This is a genomic window from uncultured Kordia sp., from assembly GCF_947489565.1.
Lineage (GTDB): Bacteria > Bacteroidota > Bacteroidia > Flavobacteriales > Flavobacteriaceae > Kordia.
The window spans coordinates 1-22,384 of the sequence record NZ_CANLEA010000036.1; the positions used below are offsets into that span (position 1 = coordinate 1).

The 22,384-nt window shown below is 34.0% G+C and carries 22 protein-coding genes and 1 tRNA gene; 14 read left to right on the plus strand and 9 right to left on the minus strand.

Features of this window, described 5'->3' with window-relative positions; all coding sequences use genetic code 11:
* Positions 1-230 precede the first annotated feature (230 nt).
* The gene (gene ggt / locus Q0845_RS26840; protein ID WP_298520893.1) at positions 231-1,913 is read right to left on the minus strand and encodes a gamma-glutamyltransferase; all 1,683 of its coding nucleotides are present in this window, start codon (positions 1,911-1,913) and stop codon (positions 231-233) included.
* A gap of 2 nt (positions 1,914-1,915) precedes the next feature.
* Positions 1,916-2,500, minus strand: coding sequence for an acyl carrier protein phosphodiesterase (locus Q0845_RS26845; RefSeq protein WP_298520896.1), 585 nt, complete (start codon positions 2,498-2,500; stop codon positions 1,916-1,918).
* A gap of 57 nt (positions 2,501-2,557) precedes the next feature.
* On the opposite strand from Q0845_RS26845, the gene Q0845_RS26850 reads away from it, so the two are divergent.
* The 3 genes from Q0845_RS26850 (at position 2,558) to Q0845_RS26860 (ending at position 5,677) form a co-directional block, all read left to right on the plus strand.
* The gene (locus Q0845_RS26850; RefSeq protein ID WP_298520899.1) at positions 2,558-3,622 is read left to right on the plus strand and encodes an acyltransferase; all 1,065 of its coding nucleotides are present in this window, start codon (positions 2,558-2,560) and stop codon (positions 3,620-3,622) included.
* Positions 3,623-3,628: 6 nt separating this feature from the next.
* Entirely contained in the window at positions 3,629-5,017 is a 1,389-nt protein-coding gene (gene glmM, locus Q0845_RS26855; protein WP_298520902.1) for a phosphoglucosamine mutase, read from the plus strand.
* 189 nt (positions 5,018-5,206) lie between these two features.
* Entirely contained in the window at positions 5,207-5,677 is a 471-nt protein-coding gene (locus Q0845_RS26860) for a hypothetical protein (protein WP_298520905.1), read from the plus strand.
* Between the two features lie 5 nt (positions 5,678-5,682).
* Here the strand turns inward: Q0845_RS26860 and Q0845_RS26865 are convergent, their stop codons facing one another.
* Both Q0845_RS26865 and Q0845_RS26870 read right to left on the minus strand, forming a co-directional pair.
* On the minus strand, positions 5,683-6,171 hold the full coding sequence (locus tag Q0845_RS26865) for a hypothetical protein (protein ID WP_298520907.1): 489 nt from the start codon (positions 6,169-6,171) through the stop codon (positions 5,683-5,685).
* Positions 6,172-6,189: 18 nt separating this feature from the next.
* Positions 6,190-7,086 carry a lysophospholipid acyltransferase family protein gene (locus tag Q0845_RS26870; RefSeq protein ID WP_298520910.1) on the minus strand — a complete coding sequence of 299 codons (897 nt, stop codon included), beginning with the start codon at positions 7,084-7,086 and terminating at the stop codon, positions 6,190-6,192.
* Positions 7,087-7,143: 57 nt separating this feature from the next.
* Between Q0845_RS26870 and Q0845_RS26875 the strand changes: the two genes are divergently transcribed.
* Both Q0845_RS26875 and Q0845_RS26880 read left to right on the plus strand, forming a co-directional pair.
* Positions 7,144-7,794 (plus strand): rhomboid family intramembrane serine protease, encoded by a 651-nt coding sequence (locus Q0845_RS26875; protein ID WP_367180693.1) that lies wholly within the window; start codon positions 7,144-7,146, stop codon positions 7,792-7,794.
* Between the two features lie 76 nt (positions 7,795-7,870).
* Positions 7,871-8,803, plus strand: a complete 933-nt coding sequence (locus Q0845_RS26880) for a hypothetical protein (RefSeq protein WP_298520913.1) — start codon at positions 7,871-7,873, stop codon at positions 8,801-8,803.
* 225 nt (positions 8,804-9,028) lie between these two features.
* On the opposite strand, the gene Q0845_RS26885 is transcribed toward Q0845_RS26880, so the two are convergent.
* The 3 genes from Q0845_RS26885 to Q0845_RS26895 all read right to left on the minus strand — a co-directional run bounded on the left by Q0845_RS26885 (position 9,029) and on the right by Q0845_RS26895 (position 10,938).
* Positions 9,029-9,110: transfer RNA gene (locus tag Q0845_RS26885), tRNA-Tyr, on the minus strand.
* Positions 9,111-9,238: 128 nt separating this feature from the next.
* Complete coding sequence (locus tag Q0845_RS26890; protein WP_298520916.1) at positions 9,239-10,384, minus strand: TlpA disulfide reductase family protein; 1,146 nt, start codon at positions 10,382-10,384, stop codon at positions 9,239-9,241.
* Positions 10,385-10,464: 80 nt separating this feature from the next.
* The gene (locus Q0845_RS26895; protein ID WP_298520918.1) at positions 10,465-10,938 is read right to left on the minus strand and encodes a hypothetical protein; all 474 of its coding nucleotides are present in this window, start codon (positions 10,936-10,938) and stop codon (positions 10,465-10,467) included.
* Positions 10,939-11,130: 192 nt separating this feature from the next.
* Between Q0845_RS26895 and Q0845_RS26900 the strand changes: the two genes are divergently transcribed.
* Both Q0845_RS26900 and Q0845_RS26905 read left to right on the plus strand, forming a co-directional pair.
* Entirely contained in the window at positions 11,131-14,049 is a 2,919-nt protein-coding gene (locus Q0845_RS26900; RefSeq protein ID WP_298520919.1) for an FAD-binding and (Fe-S)-binding domain-containing protein, read from the plus strand.
* Between the two features lie 89 nt (positions 14,050-14,138).
* Positions 14,139-14,465 (plus strand): hypothetical protein, encoded by a 327-nt coding sequence (locus Q0845_RS26905; protein WP_298520920.1) that lies wholly within the window; start codon positions 14,139-14,141, stop codon positions 14,463-14,465.
* Here the strand turns inward: Q0845_RS26905 and Q0845_RS26910 are convergent.
* On the minus strand, positions 14,462-15,172 hold the full coding sequence (locus Q0845_RS26910) for a hypothetical protein (protein ID WP_298520921.1): 711 nt from the start codon (positions 15,170-15,172) through the stop codon (positions 14,462-14,464). The genes Q0845_RS26905 and Q0845_RS26910 overlap by 4 nt on opposite strands.
* A gap of 172 nt (positions 15,173-15,344) precedes the next feature.
* On the minus strand, positions 15,345-16,178 hold the full coding sequence (locus tag Q0845_RS26915; RefSeq protein ID WP_298520922.1) for a UDP-2,3-diacylglucosamine diphosphatase: 834 nt from the start codon (positions 16,176-16,178) through the stop codon (positions 15,345-15,347).
* Positions 16,179-16,363: 185 nt separating this feature from the next.
* Between Q0845_RS26915 and aroC the strand changes: the two genes are divergently transcribed.
* The 7 genes from aroC to Q0845_RS26950 all read left to right on the plus strand — a co-directional run bounded on the left by aroC (position 16,364) and on the right by Q0845_RS26950 (position 22,378).
* Positions 16,364-17,428, plus strand: coding sequence for a chorismate synthase (gene aroC / locus Q0845_RS26920; protein ID WP_298520923.1), 1,065 nt, complete (start codon positions 16,364-16,366; stop codon positions 17,426-17,428).
* Entirely contained in the window at positions 17,425-17,949 is a 525-nt protein-coding gene (locus tag Q0845_RS26925) for a hypothetical protein (protein WP_298520924.1), read from the plus strand. The genes aroC and Q0845_RS26925 overlap by 4 nt, the downstream gene beginning before the upstream one ends.
* Before the next feature lie 14 nt (positions 17,950-17,963).
* Positions 17,964-19,415 (plus strand): dicarboxylate/amino acid:cation symporter, encoded by a 1,452-nt coding sequence (locus Q0845_RS26930; RefSeq protein WP_298520925.1) that lies wholly within the window; start codon positions 17,964-17,966, stop codon positions 19,413-19,415.
* A 64-nt stretch (positions 19,416-19,479) separates the two neighbouring features.
* Positions 19,480-20,511 carry a glutathione synthase gene (gene gshB, locus Q0845_RS26935; protein WP_298520926.1) on the plus strand — a complete coding sequence of 344 codons (1,032 nt, stop codon included), beginning with the start codon at positions 19,480-19,482 and terminating at the stop codon, positions 20,509-20,511.
* Positions 20,511-21,344 (plus strand): sulfurtransferase, encoded by an 834-nt coding sequence (locus tag Q0845_RS26940; RefSeq protein ID WP_298520927.1) that lies wholly within the window; start codon positions 20,511-20,513, stop codon positions 21,342-21,344. Before gshB ends, Q0845_RS26940 begins: the two co-directional genes overlap by 1 nt.
* A 105-nt stretch (positions 21,345-21,449) precedes the next feature.
* Positions 21,450-21,776 (plus strand): hypothetical protein, encoded by a 327-nt coding sequence (locus Q0845_RS26945; RefSeq protein ID WP_298520928.1) that lies wholly within the window; start codon positions 21,450-21,452, stop codon positions 21,774-21,776.
* 194 nt (positions 21,777-21,970) lie between these two features.
* Entirely contained in the window at positions 21,971-22,378 is a 408-nt protein-coding gene (locus Q0845_RS26950) for a hypothetical protein (protein ID WP_298520930.1), read from the plus strand.
* The last annotated feature ends 6 nt before the right edge of the window (positions 22,379-22,384 follow it).

Sequence of the window (22,384 nt, forward strand, 5' to 3'; positions counted from 1 at the left end):
CACATTGTTTTTGCTCTAATTAAAAATCAAAATTTTTATCAAAATCGTTTGATTTTGTCATAGAAATCGAAGTGACGCTCAGAATACTAAAATACTAAAAGCAAGGCGTGTCTAAGAGCGAAGCGATACTAAAAGCAAGGCGTATCTAAGAGCAAAGCGATACTAAAAGCAAGGCAAGTCTAAGAGGCAAAGCCGATCTAAAAGCAAAGCGTTTCTAATAATCTAACAATCTAATAACCAACCGCTTTATCATCCCCACGCGGATCTGCGCCGCCTTCCAATTTTCCATCAGGTAAGACTAAAATTCCTTCTACCTTTCCAATCACAGGACTATTCGTTGCATCAATCGTATAACCAAGTTTGGTCAATGTTGCTTTCAATTCATCACTAAATCCTTTAGGTTCCATCTTTACAGTATCTGGCAACCATTGATGATGAAAACGCGGCTGATTGATGGCTTCCTGCATGCCCATTTTGTACTCATGTACATTTAAAATAGTTTGCAAAACACTGGTAATAATCGTTGATCCGCCAGGCGTTCCTACAACTATATATAATTTTCCGTCTTTTTCAACAATTGTTGGTGTCATAGAGCTTAACATACGCTTTTCGGGCGCAATACTGTTCGCTTCAGCACCTACGAGTCCAAACATATTCGGAACACCAGGTTTTGCGCTAAAATCGTCCATTTCGTTGTTTAAAAAGAAACCTAACTCCTCACAATACAATTTAGATCCGTACGCACCATTAATCGTTGTCGTAACAGAAACGGCATTTCCAAAGGAATCTACAATAGAGTAGTGGGTAGTTTCATCGCTTTCTACAAACTCAATATTTCCGTGTGCAACTTCTGACGAAGGCGTGGCTTTTTCAAAAGAAAATGTAGACATACGTTCTTTGATGTATTTTTCGCTTAATAAAGTTTCTGTGGGAATAGTAACGAAATCAGGATCGCCTAAAAAGTGGTTTCGATCTGCATAGGCTCTACGTTCCGCTTCCGTAATCAATTGAATGGCTTTGGTAGTGTTATGTCCAAGTTCCGCCAAATCATACGGTTCAATCGCTTTCATAATTTCTGCCAAGCAAATTCCTCCACTTGATGGTGGCGACATCGAAATAACGCGTAAATCATCATAGGTAAAGGTAATAGGCGTACGCCATTTTGCTTCGTATTTTGCCAAATCTTCCATCGTCATAATTCCGCCAGATTTTTGCATAAAATCAACCAATTTCTGCGCAGTTTCACCTTTGTAAAATTCATCACGTCCATTTTTCTGAATGCGTTCCAAGGTTTTTGCCAATTGCAACCGTTTGATGGTATCTGTTGCTTTCCAATCTTTAGCAAATAAGAAATTTGGATTGTTTACTTTTAAAAAGGTTTCACGGTATTTTTCTAAACGTTCTTGCTGCTTTTTGGTCACAACCACTCCTTTTTTAGCGAGTTCAATCACAGGTGCAATAATTTCTTCCATAGCTAGTTTTCCATATTTTCCATGCGAAGCATAAATACCAGCAATATTCCCCGGAATTCCTACGGCCATGGAACCAAGCGTACTTTTATTTGGAATTACTTGATCGGTAATAGAATCGATATACATGTTTTTAGTTGCTGCCAATGGTGCTTTTTCACGAAAATCTAACGAACCAATACGACCATCTTCCAATCGATACACCATAAATCCGCCGCCGCCTAAACTTCCTGCATACGGATACGCAACTGCGAGTGCTAATTCGATTCCTGCCATGGCATCAAAAGCATTTCCACCTTTTTTAAGAATGATATTTCCAATTTCAGAAACTTCTTCACGCGCCGATACAACCATAGCATTTTCAGCGATTACACCTTTTACTTTCTCGGTTTTACAAGAAAAAAGAAGCAAGCAACAGAAGCCAAAAAGAAAAGATTTATTCATAATTATAATTCGTTAAGTTTTTGTTTCGAAAATTCAATTAGTTCATCAAAAAACGATGTGAATTCAGCTTCAAATTCATCATAAAACTCCTGAAGCTCCACAACGGCCAAGTTCATTTTTGAACGATTTTGGGTTCTACGGTTCATGCCTTCCAATACTTTGGTAATACCTTCAATAGAAGCATAACTAAGCAACCAATTGTCATGAATCATATGTGGAAGTAAGCGTTTTACATTCTGCGGAAGTATTTCAAAATGGTCTTCTAACAAAAGATAAAAATCATTTACATAGGTTTCCAGCGGAATATCGGAATAGTTTTTCCAGTTTTTAGCCAAAAAATGATCGTATAAAATATCGACAATAACGCCGCTATAATGACTGTAATTTTTGTGCAAACGCTTCGTGCTCATTCGAACCGTAGGATGCGCATCTGTATACGTATCAATATGGCGATGGAGTAAAATTCCTTTTTGAATTTTTGGTGGATATTCTTGATGTTTTTTTCCACGAACGCTATCGGCAATAAAATTCCCGATTTTTATTTCGTCGTCGTTATGTGAAAGATAAATGTGTGCTAAGAAATTCATTTGTTAAATTTACTAAGAATATTTTTCTGAGAATATTATATTTGTAAAAAACATCGTTTGAAACTTCTCCCAAACCTTAATCCATTACGTTTCTTATTAACAATACCTGTTATGCTCGTACATATTCCTGAGTTTTTTAGGAATAGAGGCTTGGCAGCATACAATGATGGCGTTATTTTTCATAAAGGTAGAGAAGCTGTATATGTGTTTTTTACACTCAGCGGATTTTTAATCATCCGATTATTATACAGAGAAGTGATGCAAAAAGGAAAAATAGACCTTAAAAGCTTCTATATTCGGAGAATCTTGCGGATTTACCCACTATACTTTTTAATTCTTTTTGTCGGGTTTCTCTATTACAAAGTAATATTGTCGTACATGGGAATTCCTTACGAAGCAGATTACGATTTGACAAATGCCCTGTTGTTATATGTTTTTTTTCTGCCCAATGTAGCTTCCACCTTATATCAACCTGGTGGCGCGATAGAAATACTCTGGTCTATTGGAATCGAAGAACAATTTTATTTGCTCATTCCGCCAATGTTAGCATTCATCAAAAAGAAATTCTTTATCATATTAATCCTGATTTTTACTTTAGTATACTTTGCTATTTTTGCAAGTGATCTATTTCCGTTCTTGCGAAAATTTGATTTTTTATACTTTTACTTCTCAACAGGCGGATTAGTAGCAGTATTACATGAACGATACGATTTAGGAAATAAAATGCACAAATATCTCAAAGTGGTTATCTTGGTGTCATTTATCTTGTATTTCTTTACAGATTTGATCAAAGGAATTGATCCAAATGCATACCACTTTATAAGTATGATATTGTTTAGTGTTGCAATAATGACTTTAAGTTACAGTCCCGTAATTATTATACGAAACAAGCCGTTAAACTATTTAGGAAAAATATCGTACGGAATTTACATGTTTCATCCGTTAGTGATGCAACTTGTCGGGTTGATATTACTTAAATTGGTTTCAAAAGTAGAAATGTCGGATATAACCATTATTTTACTTTCATATGGACTTGTTTTTGGTATAACTTTTATAGTTTCGCACGTATCATATCAATACTTTGAAAAACCGTTTTTAAAACTTAAAAATAAATTTAGATAATATATTATGACATTAATCAAATCAATTTCAGGGATTCGTGGAACCATTGGAGGAAATGTTGGTGATAATTTAACACCAATTGATGCAGTAAAATTTGCAAGTGCGTACGGAACTTGGTTGAAAAAAGAATATAAGAAAGAAAAGCTTACCGTTGTTATTGGTAGAGATGCGCGAATTTCTGGAGCTATGATTCAGAGTTTGGTTGTAAATACGTTAGTTGGCTTGGGAATCGATGTCATTGATCTTGGATTGTCAACAACACCAACGGTAGAAGTTGCAGTTCCTATAGAAAAAGCAGATGGAGGAATTATATTAACGGCAAGTCATAACCCAAAACAATGGAATGCCTTAAAACTTTTAAACCATAAAGGTGAATTTTTAAATGGAGCTGATGGCGCAGAAATCCTAGAAATTGCAGAAAGTGACGATTTCGATTTTGCAGAAGTAGACGATTTAGGAACGGTAACACCAAATGACACGTATATAACCAAACATATAGAAGAAGTGTTAAACCTTCCATTAGTAGATGTTGAAGCCATCAAACAAGCAAATTTTAAAGTAGTGGTAGATGGTGTAAATTCTACTGGAGGAATTGCCATTCCGCAGTTATTACGTGCTTTAAATGTTGATGTCGTAGAATTATATTGCGAACCAAACGGACACTTTCCACACAATCCTGAACCATTGAAAGAGAATTTAGGTGATATTTCTGAATTGGTCGTTAAAGAAAAAGCAGATTTTGGAGTTGTCGTTGATCCAGATGTAGATCGTTTGGCATTTATTTGCGATGATGGAGAAATGTTTGGAGAAGAATATACCTTAGTTGCTTGCGCAGATTATGTATTAGGAAAAGTAAAAGGAAATACGGTTTCTAACTTATCATCGTCAAGAGCTTTACGTGATGTGACAGAAAAACACGGCGGAAGCTACCAAGCAAGTGCCGTTGGAGAAGTAAACGTAGTGATAAAGATGAAAGATACCAATGCAGTTATTGGAGGAGAAGGAAATGGAGGAATCATTTATCCTGAATTGCATTACGGACGAGATTCATTGGTTGGAGTTGCTTTATTTTTAACACATTTGGCTGAAAAGAAAATGACCGTTCGCGAATTGCGTGATAGCTATCCAAGCTATTTTATGAGTAAAAATAAAATTCAATTAACGCCAGAATTAGACGTAGACGGAATTTTAAAAGCAATGGAAGAGAAGTATGCCAACGAAAATGTAACTACCATTGATGGTGTTAAAATTGATTTCCCAGAAAATTGGGTACACTTACGTAAATCAAACACAGAACCTATCATTAGAATCTATACAGAAGCACAATCGCAACAAGAAGCCGATGATTTGGCACAACGCATTATGAAAGAGATTTCAGCGATTGCAAACTTATAGAAGAGCAAAAAATATAAAACGAAAAGCTGTCCATTTGGATGGCTTTTTTTATCAAAATTCGTCAAAATACTGTTAATTAGTATCCAAAATACGATATCCTCAATTTTGATCGTTATCTTTTAGAATGGTGTAACAAAAACAAAAAACTAGCTACTCATTCTATCGGATACAATTCAAATAAAAAAAGCTATGGGACTTACATATACAGATTGGAAAAATACAACGCTTCATACATTACATGAAAAAACAGCTTCTTTTGACGAATCTTTACATAAAAAAGTAGAAACTGAATATTTTAAGCGATTGTTAGAAAAAATGGCAACGCATGCTGCTTCTCCAGAAGCTTTAGAAGCGTTTCAAACACAAATAGATGAGTATGTAGCCGCAATTCCTTATAAAACGGGTTTTGAAGACAAAGAAATTCGTCGCAACTTCTTAAAAAAGAAAGCAAAAATTAAAAGTGCCGCAATCACAAAACACAAACTTGTCAACAAAGGTTTTTATGTAAGTCTATGGATGCCTTTAGGAATGGCGCTTGGAATGCCTTGGGGCGTTGCTTTTGGAAATATAGCATTTGGCTTACCTATTGGATTGGCGCTTGGACTAGCTATTGGAAGTTGGTTGGACAGCAAAGCGATCAAAGAAGGTAGAGTAGTGTAATACAATCACGATCTACAATATTGGTCAATTTCTTGTTTTATTTTTTGTAAATCATGCTCAGATATTGGCAATACGTTTTCAATACGACTTTCCTTATTTTCAATGGAAAATAAACAAGTAGCTTCTTCTTTATTATGACGAGAAAACTGCACGTTTGGAGATTTAGGAACAATAATAGTACTTCCTTTAAAATATTTGTAATCAGATTTATAAGTGATTCCGTCTTCGGTGAATGTTAGAATTTCTTTTCCATATGTATTCCATAAAAACATTCGTAACATAAAATAAGCAGTTCCTAAAGTGATAAGTATAATAGGAACAAATACAAAATGAAAGCCTAAGCCATCTACAGCACGATATATGATAACGCTTAAAGGAATTATGATAGCAATGATTGCTATAACTAAAAGTAGAATTCTAGTAAATAAAGGTGATTTATTTCCCGTAATTACAATTTGATCCTGAGAAAATGTAACAGTTGATGCTTTTTTCATACACGAAATATACTAATTTTATTTCAGATGTTTTGGCGGTACTTTATCTCTGTGTTTCCAACGTTTGTGAACCCAATAATAATATTCAGGAACCTCTCTAATTTGTTTTTCCAGTTCTCTATAAAAAAACTCGGTTGGTTCATGTTTTGCGTAATTTGAAATTCCTTTTGGAGTCAAATCGATAAATGATCCTTGATAATGACCGCGCTTTACTTTTTCTATTTTAAAATAAATGAAAGGCATATCGGCTTTTCGTGCTAATATTTCCGGTCCATCAAAACAAGGAACGGTAACATTCATAAAATCAGTCCAATAATAATGCGGTAAAGGCTTTGGCGATTGATCACTTACCATATAGTAAATTCCTAAAACACCTGCATCTTGATTCTTTTTGATGACTTTAAAAGTTTCTTTGGTTGTAATTAAGGTAGAATCTCGTTTCTCACGAATATCACGCACTAATTTGTCAAAATACTTATTCGTCAATTTCTTATAAATTCCATATCCTTTAAAAGAAACATACTCTTTCATCACATTCATCCATTCCCAATTGGCATAATGTCCAGAAATTAAAATGATACTATGTCCTTTCTTTTCATATTCATTAATCAGATCAATATTTGGAAACACAAAACGCTTTCTCAGCGAAGCATCAGAAATTGTCAGGGATTTAATCATTTCCAGAAACATATCACACAAATGACTGTAATATTTCTTCTCAATCTTCAAACGTTCTGCATCGCTTTTTTCAGGAAAAACCAAGGCTAAATTTCCGCGTACCACCTTTTTTCTATAACCAATAAGGCGATAAACAATAAAATAACAAAAGTCAGAAAATAAGTAGAGTACAGGAAATGGCAGAATAGAAATCAACCAAAGTATGGGATATATTAAAATGAACGCAATAAGCTGCATAAGTATACTAAATTTTCACAAATATAGCTATATTTGACACGTAATAAAGGCAATTTTATGATGAATTTAGAACCCATAACGATTGGAATAATTTTGGCAAACGTTTTACCGTCAATCAAAGGGTTTGAAGACGATTCATTTATAAGAAAATATTTATTCAACATCAGTGCCATTCAAAACGGTCAGCATTTCCGAATGATTACTTCCGGATTTCTACATGCAGACATCATGCATTTGGTATTTAACATGCTTACCTTATACTTTTTTGCGAATACGGTTATTTACAGTCTTGGACCACAATACTTTTTATTAATCTATGTAGCGAGTTTGCTTTTTGGGAACGCACTTTCGTATTATTTTCATAAAAACGAACCACACTACAGTGCATTAGGCGCTAGTGGCGCTGTGTCAGGAGTACTATTTGCAGGTATTTTACTGAATCCTACAATGGACATGTATGTCATGTTTGTTCCGTTTGCAGTAAAAGGATATATCGTGGGAATATTTTACTTAGTCTTTTCTATTTATGGAATGAAAAAACAATTTGGGAATATTGGTCATGATGCCCATTTTGGTGGCGCTGTCGCGGGATTCATCCTAACATTAATACTTAGACCAAGCATCCTTGTACAGGAGACACAAATCGTAATTTTATTGGCACTTCCTATTATTGCACTATTTGTTTTGATTAAATCAGGGAAGATTTAATAGAAATATGCTAAATATGGGGAATTTTCCCTTTGCAAAGGGATAAAAAAAGTATTTTATTTGTTCAAAACTGATTATGATGAACATAAAGACTACACTTACCCTTATTGCATGTATACTTTGTTATAGTATGTCTGCGCAAGTAATTACTAATGAACAAGATTCTACAATTCAATTTTTTCCAATTTTTAAAAAAGGACAAAAGTTGACCTATGAGGTGAATAGAATAAATCATACACCAGAGGGAAAAGACACTACAAACTATCATTTGAATTTCAAATTTGGCAAAACTGAAGGTGATTTTGTAAATGCTACGATTTATTTAGACAAGTTTGATAACAATAATTTGGAAAGTGTACTTCTAAATGATGTAAAAAGCGAGATTCACTTAAATATCGCTAAAGCAGAATTTAGTATTACTAATGAAGAAAAAGTGAATAAGAAAATTCAAAAAAATATAAAAAAGGCAAAACAAAAATTTTCAAATGACTCAGATTTATTAGAATTAATTTCTTCATTAGAACAGCAATTAAATGAAGGTTCATTTTCTGTAACGCGTATTTATCAACAAGATATCAAGTCTATTTTTGGATTTTATAAAAAAGAAATTTCATATCAATATTATATTAAGGATACAATTCCTAAAAAAGATCCTATGGGACATGACACTAAAGTAGTGAGGAAGTATGGGGTTTTTAAAGTAGGAGAGAAGTATGAATTCACGCATTCATCAGAGACTCTGAATGATGGAATTAAAGCAGCGATGCGGAAGGATACAGAAAAGGCAATTAGAGAACAGTTCAAAGATTCTCTTGATGTAGAAGGCAAACCTATCGAAATTGCTGAAATAATTTTAGAAGATCAGGATATAGATGTTGAAGTAAAAAAAGAGATACGAATTGTATATACTAGTGAAAGTGGAATTGTAAGTTCTTTTTCTTTAGTAGATAAAAAAAACATTTTTGATTTAAAATTATTGTTGAAACGAACGCTTCGACTTTTAGAATAAAAAAAGATCTTTCTTAAAAAATATAAAACCACGTCAGTTGACGTGGTTTTATATTTTTGTGGGCAGCGCAGGATTATTTGATGATCCTATTACACCACTCCTGCAAATAAGAAACCAACAGCTAACGCTGAATTATTTTTTTGTTTTACCTCAAAATACAAACTTTGTTTAGTTTTTCCATAAAACAAAAAAACCACGTCAAATGACATGGTTTCTTTTTTGATGTGGGGAGAGCAGGATTCGAACCTGCGAAGACATAGTCAGCAGATTTACAGTCTGCCCTCGTTGGCCGCTTGAGTATCTCCCCAACGCTTTTTGCTTTATTGCGGTTGCAAATATACTATTGTTTTTGAACCGTGCAAATAAAAAATATGCGTTTTTTTTGATAAAAAACTAACTTATTGAAAATCAGTTTCTATCTAATTTAAATTATTTTTATTTTCCTAATAATTCTTTAATCTTTGCTTCTAAAGATGCGCCACGCAAGTTTCTATCTACGATTTCACCTTTTTCATTTAAGATAAATGTAGCAGGAATAGAACGAACATTATATGTACGAGCAATAGCATCTCTAAATCCATCTAAGTTGGAAACTTGAGGCCATGTCAAACCATCCGTTTTAATAGCACGAAGCCAATCTTCTTTTGCATTATTTTGATTTGGACGACCATCTAAAGAAACTCCAATGATTTCCAATCCATCTTTATGATATTTTTCGTAAATCTTTACAACATTCGGATTCTCTCTACGGCAAGGTCCACACCAAGCTGCCCAAAAATCGATGATCGTTACTTTTCCTTTGATATCATTTAATGCAATTGTTTTTCCTTCAGGATTTGGCGCAGAGAAATTTGGAGCTACCGAACCAAGTGATGAACGTAGTAATTCCGTTGATTTTGTATATAAGTTTTCGCCAACACGTGTCTTTTTCAAATCGTCTGGAAGTGCGTCAAAGAACTGTTTTGCCTTTTTTGGAGTTGTCAACTTATTGCGCAACATACGATCTACCAACATTACAGAAATATACGAATCTGGATGCTCTAGCACATATTTTTCTTGGTATTGAATAGCTTGTTTATCCAAACTAGCAACTTCAGCTTTAGCTGTATTAATAACAGCAGTATCTTTTGAAGCAATTGCTTTTTGATAACGCGCTCTTACAGTTTGTACTTTTTCAGCTAATACTTTCGATTCTTCAATAAAATTCACATACTCTTGATTGTGTTTTCCACCAGAAACTTTTGCTGCGGAAAGATTCTGTCTATCAGCTTCAATAGTTATATTTCCATTCTCTAAAAGTAAATTAATATTACCTTCAGCACCATTTACATAGATAAATCCTAATTCCGGATGCGTTACTTTTCCTGTAAAAGTAAATTTTCCATTTTGTATCACAGCGGTATCTTTTGGCTGTGGAACACCTTTTTCATTAGAAGTTTTCAAAAATGCACGTACACCATCAGGAAGTCCATTAATGGTAGTTTCTATGGTATATCCATCTGTTGAATTTTGTGTCTTTTTATCACAAGAAGTAAACAGTAGTGTACCAATAACACTAGTAATCACAAATACTTTCTTCACGTTTAAATACATTTTTATTGAATAATTTTAAAAGTTAAACGCGCAAATTTAACCAAATGTGAAGAATTACCCTAGAAAAATTAGAATTGATAGCGCACTCCAATGGCTAAGTCCAAACCTAAATCATCATTAAAACCATCGTCAAAGCCAATTTCTGGACGCACATCTATAGAAAGCTGCAATGGGAAATCAAAATTATATTCAATACCTACATCACCAGCTAAAAACGCATAAAAACCATCATTTGTTAAGTTTCTATTGCTATTCCAGCTTCCAATTCCGCCACCAGCACCAGCATACCAGTTAAATCCGCCATCAATATTCCAAACCCATTGGTACAGTCCAGTTATCTTGTACGCATCGTACTCATCGCTGTCTTTCCAGCCTAAATCTAATTCCAAACGGTTATTATCCCACAAAGCTCTTTGATACGAAATCTCAGTGCCAAATCCATCATTTCCACCAATTCGCAAACCAATGGCATTATCTGAAATTTGTTGAGCAGAAGCCGTATATCCTAAAAATAAAATCCCTAAAATCAATAGTTTTTTCATGTCTTACTAGTTTATGTTTTTAATTTTGTTTGATGAAATAAACCAACAACCGTACCATTTATAAAAGAACCATTTTTTAATTAATTTCACATGTTAATATCTTATTGTGATACGTTGCTTGTTTGTTATTTATAACTAAAAAAATAAGTTTATATTGCTGCGAAAATTACACACAAGATCAATAATAGTGGCATGAAGGCGAAATTGGAACAGTTGAAAAACACCTTTTCAGGAGCAATTTTTTATGATGATTTACACAGGATTTTATATGCTACGGATGCATCTGTATATCGCAAACTCCCGCTAGCCGTTGCGTATCCTAAGCATATAGCCGATTTAAAACTATTGATCGATTTTGCTAACACAAATAATACATCACTTATTCCAAGAACAGCAGGAACTTCATTGGCAGGACAATGTGTTGGTGAAGGAATTGTAGTAGATGTTTCAAAATATTTTACAGAAATTTTAACGATTGATGAAACTGCAAAAACGGTCACAGTACAACCTGGTGTTGTGCGTGATGCGCTAAACAATCATTTAAAAGCAACTCATTTATTTTTTGGACCCAATACTTCTACATCCAATCGTTGTATGATTGGTGGAATGGTAGGAAACAACTCTTCGGGAACGACTTCGATAAAATATGGCGTTACGCGCGATAAAGTCATTGAAATGGACGTATTATTATCTGATGGAAGTGAAGTGACTTTTGGAGAAATCACGACCGAAGAATTCCATCAAAAACGAACTTTAAACACGCTTGAAGGCACTATTTATCAAAAAGTATATGACATGCTTTCTGATGAAGCAAACCAACAGGAAATCACGGCGCAATTCCCTAAAGAAGCCATTCACAGACGAAATACAGGTTATGCCATTGACGAATTGCTCAAATCCAAACCATTTTCAGCAAATGGCGAGACCTTCAATATGTGTAAACTACTGTCAGGAAGTGAAGGAACCTTGGCATTTACAACACAAATAACGCTTCAGCTAGATGAATTGCCACCAACACAAAGTTGCGTAGTTGCAGCACATTATAAAAGTATTGAAGACTGTTTGCAATCGGTTTCATTGACCATGCAACATAATTTGTACACTTGCGAAATGATGGATAAGATCATTTTAGATTGTACAAAGTCAAATCTGGCACAAGCCAAAAACAGATTCTTTGTAAAAGGAGATCCACAAGCTATTTTATTGCTCGAATTACGATCAAATTCGGAAGAAGACTTACAAACACAAACAAAAGCCTTAATCGCTTCGCTTGAAAACGAAAACAAAAGCTATCATTATCCTGTGTTAAAAGGTGATGAAATAAGCAAAGCAATGGAATTGCGCAAAGCAGGTTTAGGACTTTTAGGAAATATTATTGGAGACAAAAAAGCGGTGGCATGTATTGAAGATACTGCGGTAGCGCTAGAAGATTTGGCGGATTATATTGATGAATTCTCTCAGTTAATGGCAAAATATCAGCAAAAAGCGGTGTATTATGCACATGCAGGAGCAGGAGAATTGCATTTACGTCCCATATTGAACTTAAAAAAGAAAGCAGATGTCGTATTGTTCCGAAAAATAACACACGATGTTGCCAAATTGGTAAAAAAATACAACGGTTCGTTTAGTGGTGAACATGGTGACGGAATTGTGCGTGCGGAATTCATTCCCATTATGATAGGAGCGAAGAACTACGAATTATTAAAAGAAGTGAAAGCTGTTTTTGACCCGAACAATATTTTCAATCCTGGAAAAATTGTTGATGCAGCGAAAATGGACACTTCGTTACGCTATGAAATTGATCGGACTGAGCCAGAAATAGAGACTTTATACGATTTCTCAGATAGTGAAGGAATTTTGCGTGCTGCAGAAAAATGCAATGGTTCGGGCGATTGTAGAAAACCAGCTTCGTTTTCGGGCGCTATGTGTCCAAGTTACCGAGCTACAACCAATGAAAAAGATACCACGCGGGCAAGAGCTAATGCATTGCGAGAGTTTCTAACCGTCTCAGAAAAAGAGAATAAATTTGATCATAAAGAACTGAAAGAAGTTTTTGATTTGTGTTTAAGTTGTAAAGCCTGCGCTAGTGAATGTCCAAGTAATGTAGATGTGGCAGCATTAAAAGCAGAATTTTTACATCAATATTATAAATCAAACAAACCAACTTTTCGTGATAAAGCGTTTGCATTTTCTACCAAATCCAATCGTTTGGCAAGCAAGTTTCCGGGACTTTCTAACTTTGCAAAAACAAATCGTTTTACATCAAAAATGATTAAAAATAGGCTAGGAGTTGCCCAAGAACGCACATTACCTATTAATTCAAGTAAAACTTTAGATAAAATAATTCAAAATTCATTAAATCAGTTAAATGCTAATATTTTAAAATCTAAAAAAATATATGTATTTAGTGATGAGTTTACCAATTATTTAGAATCTGACATTGGACAAGATGCTTTGATCGTTTTATCTAAATTAGGATATGAAATCAAGCATGTTTCGCATGAAGAAAGCGGACGTACATTTATATCAAAAGGGTTCTTAGCGGAAGCAAAAAAAGTAGCTAACAAAAATGTAAATATCTTTAAAGATTTGATCAATGAAAATGCTGTTTTGGTAGGAATTGAACCTTCTGCAATTCTCACATTTCGCGATGAATATATCCGTTTGGCAGATGATAAAGAGGCAGCTAAAAAGATTGCAAAGCATACATATTTATTGGAAGAATTCCTTGCGGCAGAAATCAAAGCAGGCGAAATTACTTCGGAATCCTTTACAGAAGAAGCTAAAAACATCAAAATTCATGTGCATTGCTATCAAAAAGCGCTTTCAAATCAAAAGTGTACGTATGATATCTTAAATCTTCCAAAAAATTACAAACCAACCATTATTGCTTCAGGTTGTTGTGGAATGGCAGGTTCATTTGGATATGAAAAAGAACACTATGAAGTCAGCATGAAAGTTGGCGAACAATCCTTATTTCCTGCGGTTAGAGCAGCAGAAGTAGATACCATAATTGCTGCCAATGGTACAAGTTGTCGTCATCAAATAAAAGATGGAACTGATAAAGATGCTTTACATCCAATTACAGTGCTGAGACGCGCGCTGATTTAAATTAGCTGGTTTTACAAGGCTTTTGGACTCTTGTAACTACAATTTTTATAATTTTTCACATTACTTTGATTAATTCTTTAAAAAACGAAATGGCAATACCTCAAAAAAGACAAGGATTTAGAAAAATTACCGTTATGGGAATAATCTTTAATTGGAAATTCTCAGGAGGAGTAGACGTAAGACCTGTCAGTAATAAAGATAATAAGCTATTTATTGATTATGGCTGGTATGATGATTGGTTGTATGTACATAATAAAGAAAATAAACCTCCAGACTATGAGCCGCAAATAGTAACTCCAAACTTTGTTAGAAAATCGATAGAATTTGCAATTGAAAACGGTTGGAACACAGAAAATAAAACAGGAAAGTTTGACATAATGTATAAAGACGGTAAATATAAATTGAAACTATTTTAGTTCTGAATAGAATCAATGCGTCTGATTAATTTTTTAGCGCCATCTCTAGCCTTTGTATAAATCTCTTTCATTCGTTCTTCCCTTAAAATCGCCATATTGATATAATTTTTCCCTTCTTTTGAGCTTACAACGTTCAAAAGGTTTTTTCTATTTTCTTCTTTATTTGTCACAGAAGAAGTTGCGTCAATATATTCCAATTCATAATGATTTTGGTATATCCAAAAATCCATGTCCTTATCTACAGATTTTGCTTCCCAACTATTGAATTCATTCAAATAATTATTAAAAACGGAATAATAATTATTCAACTTTTCAAACAAAAACTCTTTCTCAGGTAATGTTACAATTCCCGATTCTACCATTTTTTTATAAGTTCCGTCATTGATAGAAATATTATTAGTTCCAGAAGTGACGAGGCTTTGTATGTTGCTTGTTGAAAACTTAGCTAAACTATCTGCATTGAATAAGCTTTTTTTGTAATCTATTTTTAAATCAATTCTTTTGATAGCGCTATTGAAATAGGTAGTATCTATTTCTAAATCTTTCTTGATTTTAGCAATATATGAGTTTGCTTTATTCAAAGAAATGCGATTCTCATTCCAATTATTAATATTCATAGCAATGAGAATACCTGCAATGATTAAAATCAATTCTCCGAATGAAAATAATACATATTGTTTAAAACTTTTCTTCTTTAAATTTTTCATGGGAATGTAGGGTAAATTACGCGTAGTCTTAATTATGCAACTATTAATCAGAGGCAAATTAATAATTATTTTCGGTTTAAAACAGACAGCACGTATTTCTGTTAAAATTCAGAAGAAATCAAGTTGCTTTATGAAGCAAACTAAATTCATCTAAGAAGTCTAACAATCTAAACTATTTCGGATCTTCCACAATCGTAATAGCAGCAAGTAAATCCTTATAATCCATAGATTTCAACTCTTCATCTGCATAAAAAGCGGTCAAACGATCTTCGTTGTGACGGTAGAGTTTCCAACGGTTCTTATGATATTCCAAAGCAGTCAAATTTTCAACCCAATCTCCAGAATTTAGATAGATACAAGAACCTTTTCTGTTAGTTTTCTTTTCCATTTGCGGTTGATGAATATGTCCGCAGACTACATATCCGTAACCATTATCAATGGCTAAATCGGCAGCAACTTCTTCAAAATCATTGATGTATTTTACAGCTTTCTTTACGCTGTTTTTAATTTTTTTGGAAAGCGAGTATTTTTCACGTCCAAATTTTAACAAAACCCAGTTGACTACACGGTTGAAACGAATTAACAAATCATAACCCATTCCGCCTAATTTTGCAATCCATTTTGCATTTTGAATAGAAGCATCAAACACATCGCCATGAAAAAACCATGCTTTTTCACCATTCAACTCTAAAACAAGTTTATCAACCAATGAAAAATTGCCAAGTTTTGTATCTGAAAAACGACGTAATGATTCATCGTGATTTCCAGTAATATAAATAACTTCAACACCTTTGGTTGTAAAGTCAATCAGCTTTTTAATAATTTGCAAATGTGGTTTTGGGAAATAACGTTTTCTAAATTGCCAAATATCAATAATATCGCCATTCAAAATAACTTTTTTAGGATCAATACTATTCAAGTAGGCCAATAATTCATTGGCATGACAGCCATACGTTCCTAAATGAACATCGGATATGACAACTAGATCTATTTTTCGCTTTTTCATGTACTATTCTTAGAACGCTACAAATAAAAAACAAACAAGAAAATTCTATGAAAAACTAGCGTTAAGCTTAGTTGTCTGAATGTTAATAATTTATCAATTGAATCCATCAAATGTTAAGTTAATTTTAAGCATTTGTTGGGTTTTTAAATCTGTTAGTTTAAATTTACATTTGTTAAAAAAATAGGATGGCAGGAAATACTTTTGGATCACTTTTTAAATTGACCACTTTTGGAGAATCACATGGAAGAGCAATTGGAGGAGTTATTGATGGATGTCCCGCAGGATTGGAATTGGATTTAGAAATGATTCAACATGAGATGAATCGTAGAAAACCTGGGCAATCAGCAATTGTGACGCAACGTAAAGAACCGGATACTGTTGAGTTTTATTCGGGCATTTTTGAAGGAAAAACTACAGGAGTTCCTATCGGATTTGCCATTCATAATACCAATCAGAAGTCACGCGATTATTCACATATCAAAGACTCGTATCGTCCATCGCATGCCGATTATGTATACGATCAAAAATACGGACATCGCGATTATAGAGGTGGCGGAAGAAGTTCGGCACGAGAAACCGCTTGTAGAGTGGTAGCTGGAGCGATTGCAAAACAATTACTCTCAAACATCAACATAAATGCTTTTGTATCTTCAGTAGGAGAAATTTCATTAGATACACCTTATCATGAATTGGATTTTTCGTTGACAGAAAGCAATCCTGTTCGTTGTCCCGATCCTGCGAAAGCAGCCGAAATGGAGGAACGAATTCGACAAATACGCAAAGAAGGCGATACTATTGGCGGAACTGTAATGTGTGTAATTCAAAATGTACCTATTGGATTAGGCGAACCTGTGTTTGATAAATTGCATGCAGAATTAGGAAAAGCCATGTTATCCATCAACGCTGTAAAAGGTTTTGAATATGGAAGTGGTTTTGAAGGTGCCAAAATGAAAGGAAGTCAACACAACGATATATTTAATGCTGACGGAACTACGAAAACCAATCTTTCAGGAGGAATTCAAGGCGGAATCAGCAACGGAATGGATATTTACTTCAATGTAGCATTCAAACCTGTAGCAACCATTATGCAATCGCAAGATACCATCAACAAAGATGGTGAAATTGTTGAAATGACAGGAAAAGGTCGTCACGATCCATGTGTCGTGCCAAGAGCTGTGCCTATTGTAGAAGCCATGGCAGCATTGGTATTAGCCGATTATTATCTAATGAATAAAACGATCAAAATATGACCGTAAAAGACTTTTTTGTAGTTGTAGTAAAAGTATTAGCATTGTATTTTTTCTTTAGTGGAATCATTCCACTAGTCACACAATTAATTTTGTACAGAGAAATATATGACGCATCACAAATCATTGAGCTTGCAGGTATTATTTTGCTCTTTATAGCAATTATTTATTTCATGCTTTCGCAAGCAACAACCATTGTGAAATTGCTAAAGTTAGACAAAGGATTTTCAACAGATCGTTTCGATTTCTCGGGGATGAACAGTAGGTATGTATTGGAAGCTACTATTTGTATTTTAGGGTTCTACATGGTGTTTTTTGTTGTACCCTATATTTTGATTGATGCTTATACGTTGATCAAATCAAACATCAATAGCCGAGTTTTTTCATTGGATGAAACTGCAGAAACACTACAAGCAAATTTAATCACCAATTTTTTATATATCTTAGTAGGATTGGTAATAATCTTTTTACGAAAACCAATTTCAAAAGCATTTACGTCAACTAATTCAAAAACAACAACATAAATAAAACCCACTGCATGAAAAAAATGGCATTACATTGGAAAATTTTGATAGGAATGGTCTTAGGCGTGCTTTTCGCTTTCATCCTATTATGGACTTCATGGGGAAGTGAAAAAGTAGTTCTAAAAGAAATTCCTGCTTCATACGAAATTGTCCAAGAGGTCATAAATGGAGAAATAGTGAGTTCGTTCAAAGAAATCAAAGCTAAAACTGTTGAAGTTACACGAGCTGAGCATTTTATAAGTCGTTGGGTAAAACCTTTCGGAACTATTTTTATCAATTTATTAAAATTGATTGCAGTTCCGTTAATTTTAGCTTCGCTCATTAAAGGTATTTCTGATTTAAAAGATATTGCCAAAATTAAAAAGATGGGATTACGAACCATAGGAATTTATGTGGTTACAACGCTCGTTGCGATTATCATCGGGTTGGGAATTGTAAATACGGTAAAACCAGGAGAAGGAATGCCGAAAGAAACGATTGAAAAAATTAAAGAAAAATATGTAAACTCTGATGGTGTCAAAGATAAAATGACCAAAGCGGCAGCGCAAAAAGATGCTGGACCATTACAAGCGTTGGTAGATATTTTTCCACAAAATATCTTTAAATCGTTAGGAGAAGCTAAAATGCTTCAAATCATCTTTTTTGCACTGTTTTTAGGAATTTGTTTATTACTCATTCCAGCAGAAAAAGCCAAACCCATGATTGATATATTCGATTCCTTGAATGAAATAGTCATGAAAATGGTGGATTTAATTATGTTATTTGCACCATACGCCGTTTTTGCACTCTTAGCAAATGTTATTGTCGCCTTTGATGATCCTGAGATATTAATGAAACTTTTATCCTATGGATTGTGTGTTGTGGGCGGATTGATTTTAATGATTGTTTTTTATCTAATCATTGTCAGCGTATACACGAAAAAATCGCCATTATGGTTCCTAAAACAAATAAGTCCTGCGCAATTACTAGCTTTCTCAACAAGTTCCAGTGCGGCAACCTTGCCAGTTACGATGGAAAGAGTAGAAGAGCATATTGGAGTTGATAAAGAAGTCTCTGGATTTGTATTGCCAGTTGGTGCTACTGTAAATATGGACGGAACGAGTTTATATCAAGCAATTGCTGCCGTATTTATCATGCAAGTGCTCACACCAGAAGACATCAATTTTCAAGTACAATTAATCATCGTATTTACCGCATTATTGGCTTCTATTGGAAGTGCAGCTGTACCAAGTGCAGGAATGGTAATGTTGGTAATTGTGTTAGAATCTGTAGGATTTGATCCTGCATTACTACCAGTAGGATTGGCATTAATCTTTGCAATAGACAGACCGTTAGACATGTGTAGAACCGTTATCAATGTCACAGGAGATGCCACCGTTTCAATGGTTGTCGCCAAATCATTAGGGAAATTACACGATCCTAAACCTAAAAATTGGGACGATAATTATCAACCTGAAGAATCATAGTATAAAAACCAACTATTTTATATATTTTTAAGAGAACCAAAAACCAACCAAAAAAATTACCTCAATGAATATCTGTTTTTTAATGTATCCTTGGGAAGATATCGATCCAGAAAACGATACAAGTTTAGCTTTAATTAAAGAATGTGTAAAACGCGGACATGGCGTTGCTATGTGTACACCTTCTAACTTAACCATTCGCGATAGTGTAACGAATGCTTTTTGTACTGTAATCAGTAGAATGGACAAAGTGCCCAGCACCTTAAAATCGTTTTATACAAAAGCACAGTTAAGAGAAGAAATGTTGCCATTAGCTGGTTTTGATGTAATTTTTATGCGTGCAAATCCGCCATTAGATCCAATTATGTTGAACTTCTTGGATTCTGTAAAAGATGATGTCTTTATTGTGAATTCGTTGCAAGGAATGCGAGAAGCTAACAATAAGTTATACACAGCGGCTTTTGGAGATGCGCACAGCAATATCATTCCAAATACGCATGTTTCTAAAAATAAAGACTATTTAGTAAAGCAAATCAAAGAATCGAAAGCAGATAAAATGATTTTGAAACCTTTGAATGGTTTTGGAGGTTCAGGTGTGATTTTAATTGAGAAATCCGCCATGAACAACATTAAATCCTTACTAGATTTTTATATCACAAGTGGTGATGGTTCTTCCAACTATGTCATTTTACAAGATTATATTGAAGGAGCTGATCAAGGTGATGTTCGTATTTTACTCTTAAATGGAGAACCTATCGGAGCCATGAAGCGTGTGCCAGGATCAGATGATCACAGATCGAATGTAAGTGCTGGTGGAAGCGTTCAAAAACATACCTTAACCAAAGAAGAAAAAGCTTTGTGTAAGCAAATTGGTCCGAAATTAGTGAATGACGGACTGTATTTTGTTGGAATTGATGTTATTGGAGGAAAACTAGTAGAAGTGAATGTAATGTCTCCAGGCGGAATTACCTACATTAACAAAGTATATAAAGTGAAAATTCAGGAAAAAGTAATTGACTTCGTTGAAAGTAAAGTCACGGATAAATTACAGGCATTTGACAGACGTGTTCGATTACGTAAAGCTGTTGACGAAGCCTAATGAAAATACAAATTACAAACCCAATAATATCTACAGATTGGTTGCAGGAACATCTTCATGCAATCAATCTTGTTGTTTTAAATGGAACCATTCCAAGAGTAGTAGATGCAGGTTCTAAAACGGAAACGACTCAAATTCCGAACGCACGTTTTTTTGATATCAAAAAAGTCTTTAGTGTGATTGATGCACCTTTTCCAAACACCATGATTTCCGTAGAAGATTTCACTGCAAAAGCACAAACATTAGGCATCAATCAAAACAGTGCCATTGTTGTGTATGATGAGTTAGGGATTTATGCTTCACCAAGAGTTTGGTATATGTTCAAAGCTATGGGATTTGACAATATTGCAGTATTAAACGGCGGATTTCCTGCTTGGAAAGCTGCAAACTATCAAGTAGAAAGCAAAACTTTATACAATGGAGATTTAGGAAATTTTCAAGGGAAAGATCGTTTGCATCTATTCAAAAATTATTACGGAATGCTTCAGGAGATAGAAACTTCAAACAGTTGTATTCTTGATGCGCGTTCCGAAGGAAGATTTACTGGCAACATTCCAGAACCGAGAAAAGGATTGCGCAGCGGGCAAATTCCAAGCTCAAAAAATCTTCCATATACAAGCTTATTAAACAATCAGACATTTAAATCAAAAGCAGCACTTCAAGCAATATTTTCATCCTATCAAACCGAAAAAAAAGCATTCACGTTTTCATGCGGCACAGGAATTACAGCTTGTATTCTGGCTTTAGCAGCTGAACATGCAGGTTTTAAAGAATACAGTGTATATGATGGTTCATGGACAGAATGGGGAAACTTATACAAAGAAACTGAGTAAACAACCAAACATATAAATTTGCAAAAAAACTACTGTAGTTCTAATTTTGGTTATGATGATATTGAATATAATATGCTGATTATCTATGTATTATAGATTACAATTATGAAGGAAAAAGAAAATAAAGAATCTATCAGTATTGAAATAGACAATGAATCGACAATTTTGAAAAAACTGAAGTTAAAACAAAAAAGTCTATTCAAACAAGCTAGCACCTTAGGAATTATTGCTCTTGGCGTTATTGGATTCGGTGCATATGCAAGTTTTTCTGAATGGGTAGAATTCCCAATATTTCAAGCGGCTATTGGTGCTGGAGGAATCTTGTTGGCAATTGCATTTAGACCTGTACAACAATGCAAAAAACAAATAGATATTCACGAAAAAAAACTCCGAGAATTGGAATCATTATTAAAAAAGAATAATTTAGAGTAAGAATCAGATGTGCGAGTTTCTCATTATAGAACAAGAGGATACATTGTAAAGTAATGTTTTAATTATTTTTAAATAAATTATTGATGAATACTAAAGCACATTGTCATATTTGTGATCACAGAATTTATGATTTCCAAACAGGATCCATATGTGGAATTACACAATAAGCACCTAGTTTTCAAAATAAGTGCGATGTGATAAAATTAGAACAGCAATTAGAAGCTAGAATTGTAGATGTGTATACAAAACTAGAATTGGTGACTAAAACTAAAAAAGATACAATCAGCCACTTTATTTTCTATTGTTTAGGGATTGTTGGCGTGTTTATAGTCGCTAATTTATTAAGTGCTTCAGAAACTTCTATAAGAGGTTATTCAATGTCTCCATTTGTCATATTTTTAGTCATATGCTTTGCAGCAGTAGCTATTGGTCCCATAAATAAATACAGAAGAGATTATAAAATTGCTAAAAAACAGCAAGAGGAGTTGGATGAACTTTTAAAAATCTATAAATTAGATTATAAAGTTTCTGTCAAAATTATAAATGAAGCTCATGGAGATTTTGATGTAGAAAAAGAAATAAAAATATTTAGAGTAGGATAGCTAAAT

Coding starts and splice junctions, on each gene's coding strand:
- ggt (WP_298520893.1), bottom strand. CDS start 1,913: ATGAATAAATCTTTTCTTTTTGGCTTCTGTTGCTTGCTTCTTTTTTCT.
- Q0845_RS26845 (WP_298520896.1), bottom strand. CDS start 2,500: ATGAATTTCTTAGCACACATTTATCTTTCACATAACGACGACGAAATA.
- glmM (WP_298520902.1), top strand. CDS start 3,629: ATGACATTAATCAAATCAATTTCAGGGATTCGTGGAACCATTGGAGGA.
- Q0845_RS26860 (WP_298520905.1), top strand. CDS start 5,207: ATGGGACTTACATATACAGATTGGAAAAATACAACGCTTCATACATTA.
- Q0845_RS26865 (WP_298520907.1), bottom strand. CDS start 6,171: ATGAAAAAAGCATCAACTGTTACATTTTCTCAGGATCAAATTGTAATT.
- Q0845_RS26870 (WP_298520910.1), bottom strand. CDS start 7,086: ATGCAGCTTATTGCGTTCATTTTAATATATCCCATACTTTGGTTGATT.
- Q0845_RS26875 (WP_367180693.1), top strand. CDS start 7,144: ATGATGAATTTAGAACCCATAACGATTGGAATAATTTTGGCAAACGTT.
- Q0845_RS26880 (WP_298520913.1), top strand. CDS start 7,871: ATGATGAACATAAAGACTACACTTACCCTTATTGCATGTATACTTTGT.
- Q0845_RS26895 (WP_298520918.1), bottom strand. CDS start 10,938: ATGAAAAAACTATTGATTTTAGGGATTTTATTTTTAGGATATACGGCT.
- Q0845_RS26900 (WP_298520919.1), top strand. CDS start 11,131: ATGAAGGCGAAATTGGAACAGTTGAAAAACACCTTTTCAGGAGCAATT.
- Q0845_RS26905 (WP_298520920.1), top strand. CDS start 14,139: ATGGCAATACCTCAAAAAAGACAAGGATTTAGAAAAATTACCGTTATG.
- Q0845_RS26910 (WP_298520921.1), bottom strand. CDS start 15,172: ATGAAAAATTTAAAGAAGAAAAGTTTTAAACAATATGTATTATTTTCA.
- Q0845_RS26915 (WP_298520922.1), bottom strand. CDS start 16,178: ATGAAAAAGCGAAAAATAGATCTAGTTGTCATATCCGATGTTCATTTA.
- aroC (WP_298520923.1), top strand. CDS start 16,364: ATGGCAGGAAATACTTTTGGATCACTTTTTAAATTGACCACTTTTGGA.
- Q0845_RS26925 (WP_298520924.1), top strand. CDS start 17,425: ATGACCGTAAAAGACTTTTTTGTAGTTGTAGTAAAAGTATTAGCATTG.
- Q0845_RS26930 (WP_298520925.1), top strand. CDS start 17,964: ATGAAAAAAATGGCATTACATTGGAAAATTTTGATAGGAATGGTCTTA.
- gshB (WP_298520926.1), top strand. CDS start 19,480: ATGAATATCTGTTTTTTAATGTATCCTTGGGAAGATATCGATCCAGAA.
- Q0845_RS26940 (WP_298520927.1), top strand. CDS start 20,511: ATGAAAATACAAATTACAAACCCAATAATATCTACAGATTGGTTGCAG.
- Q0845_RS26945 (WP_298520928.1), top strand. CDS start 21,450: ATGAAGGAAAAAGAAAATAAAGAATCTATCAGTATTGAAATAGACAAT.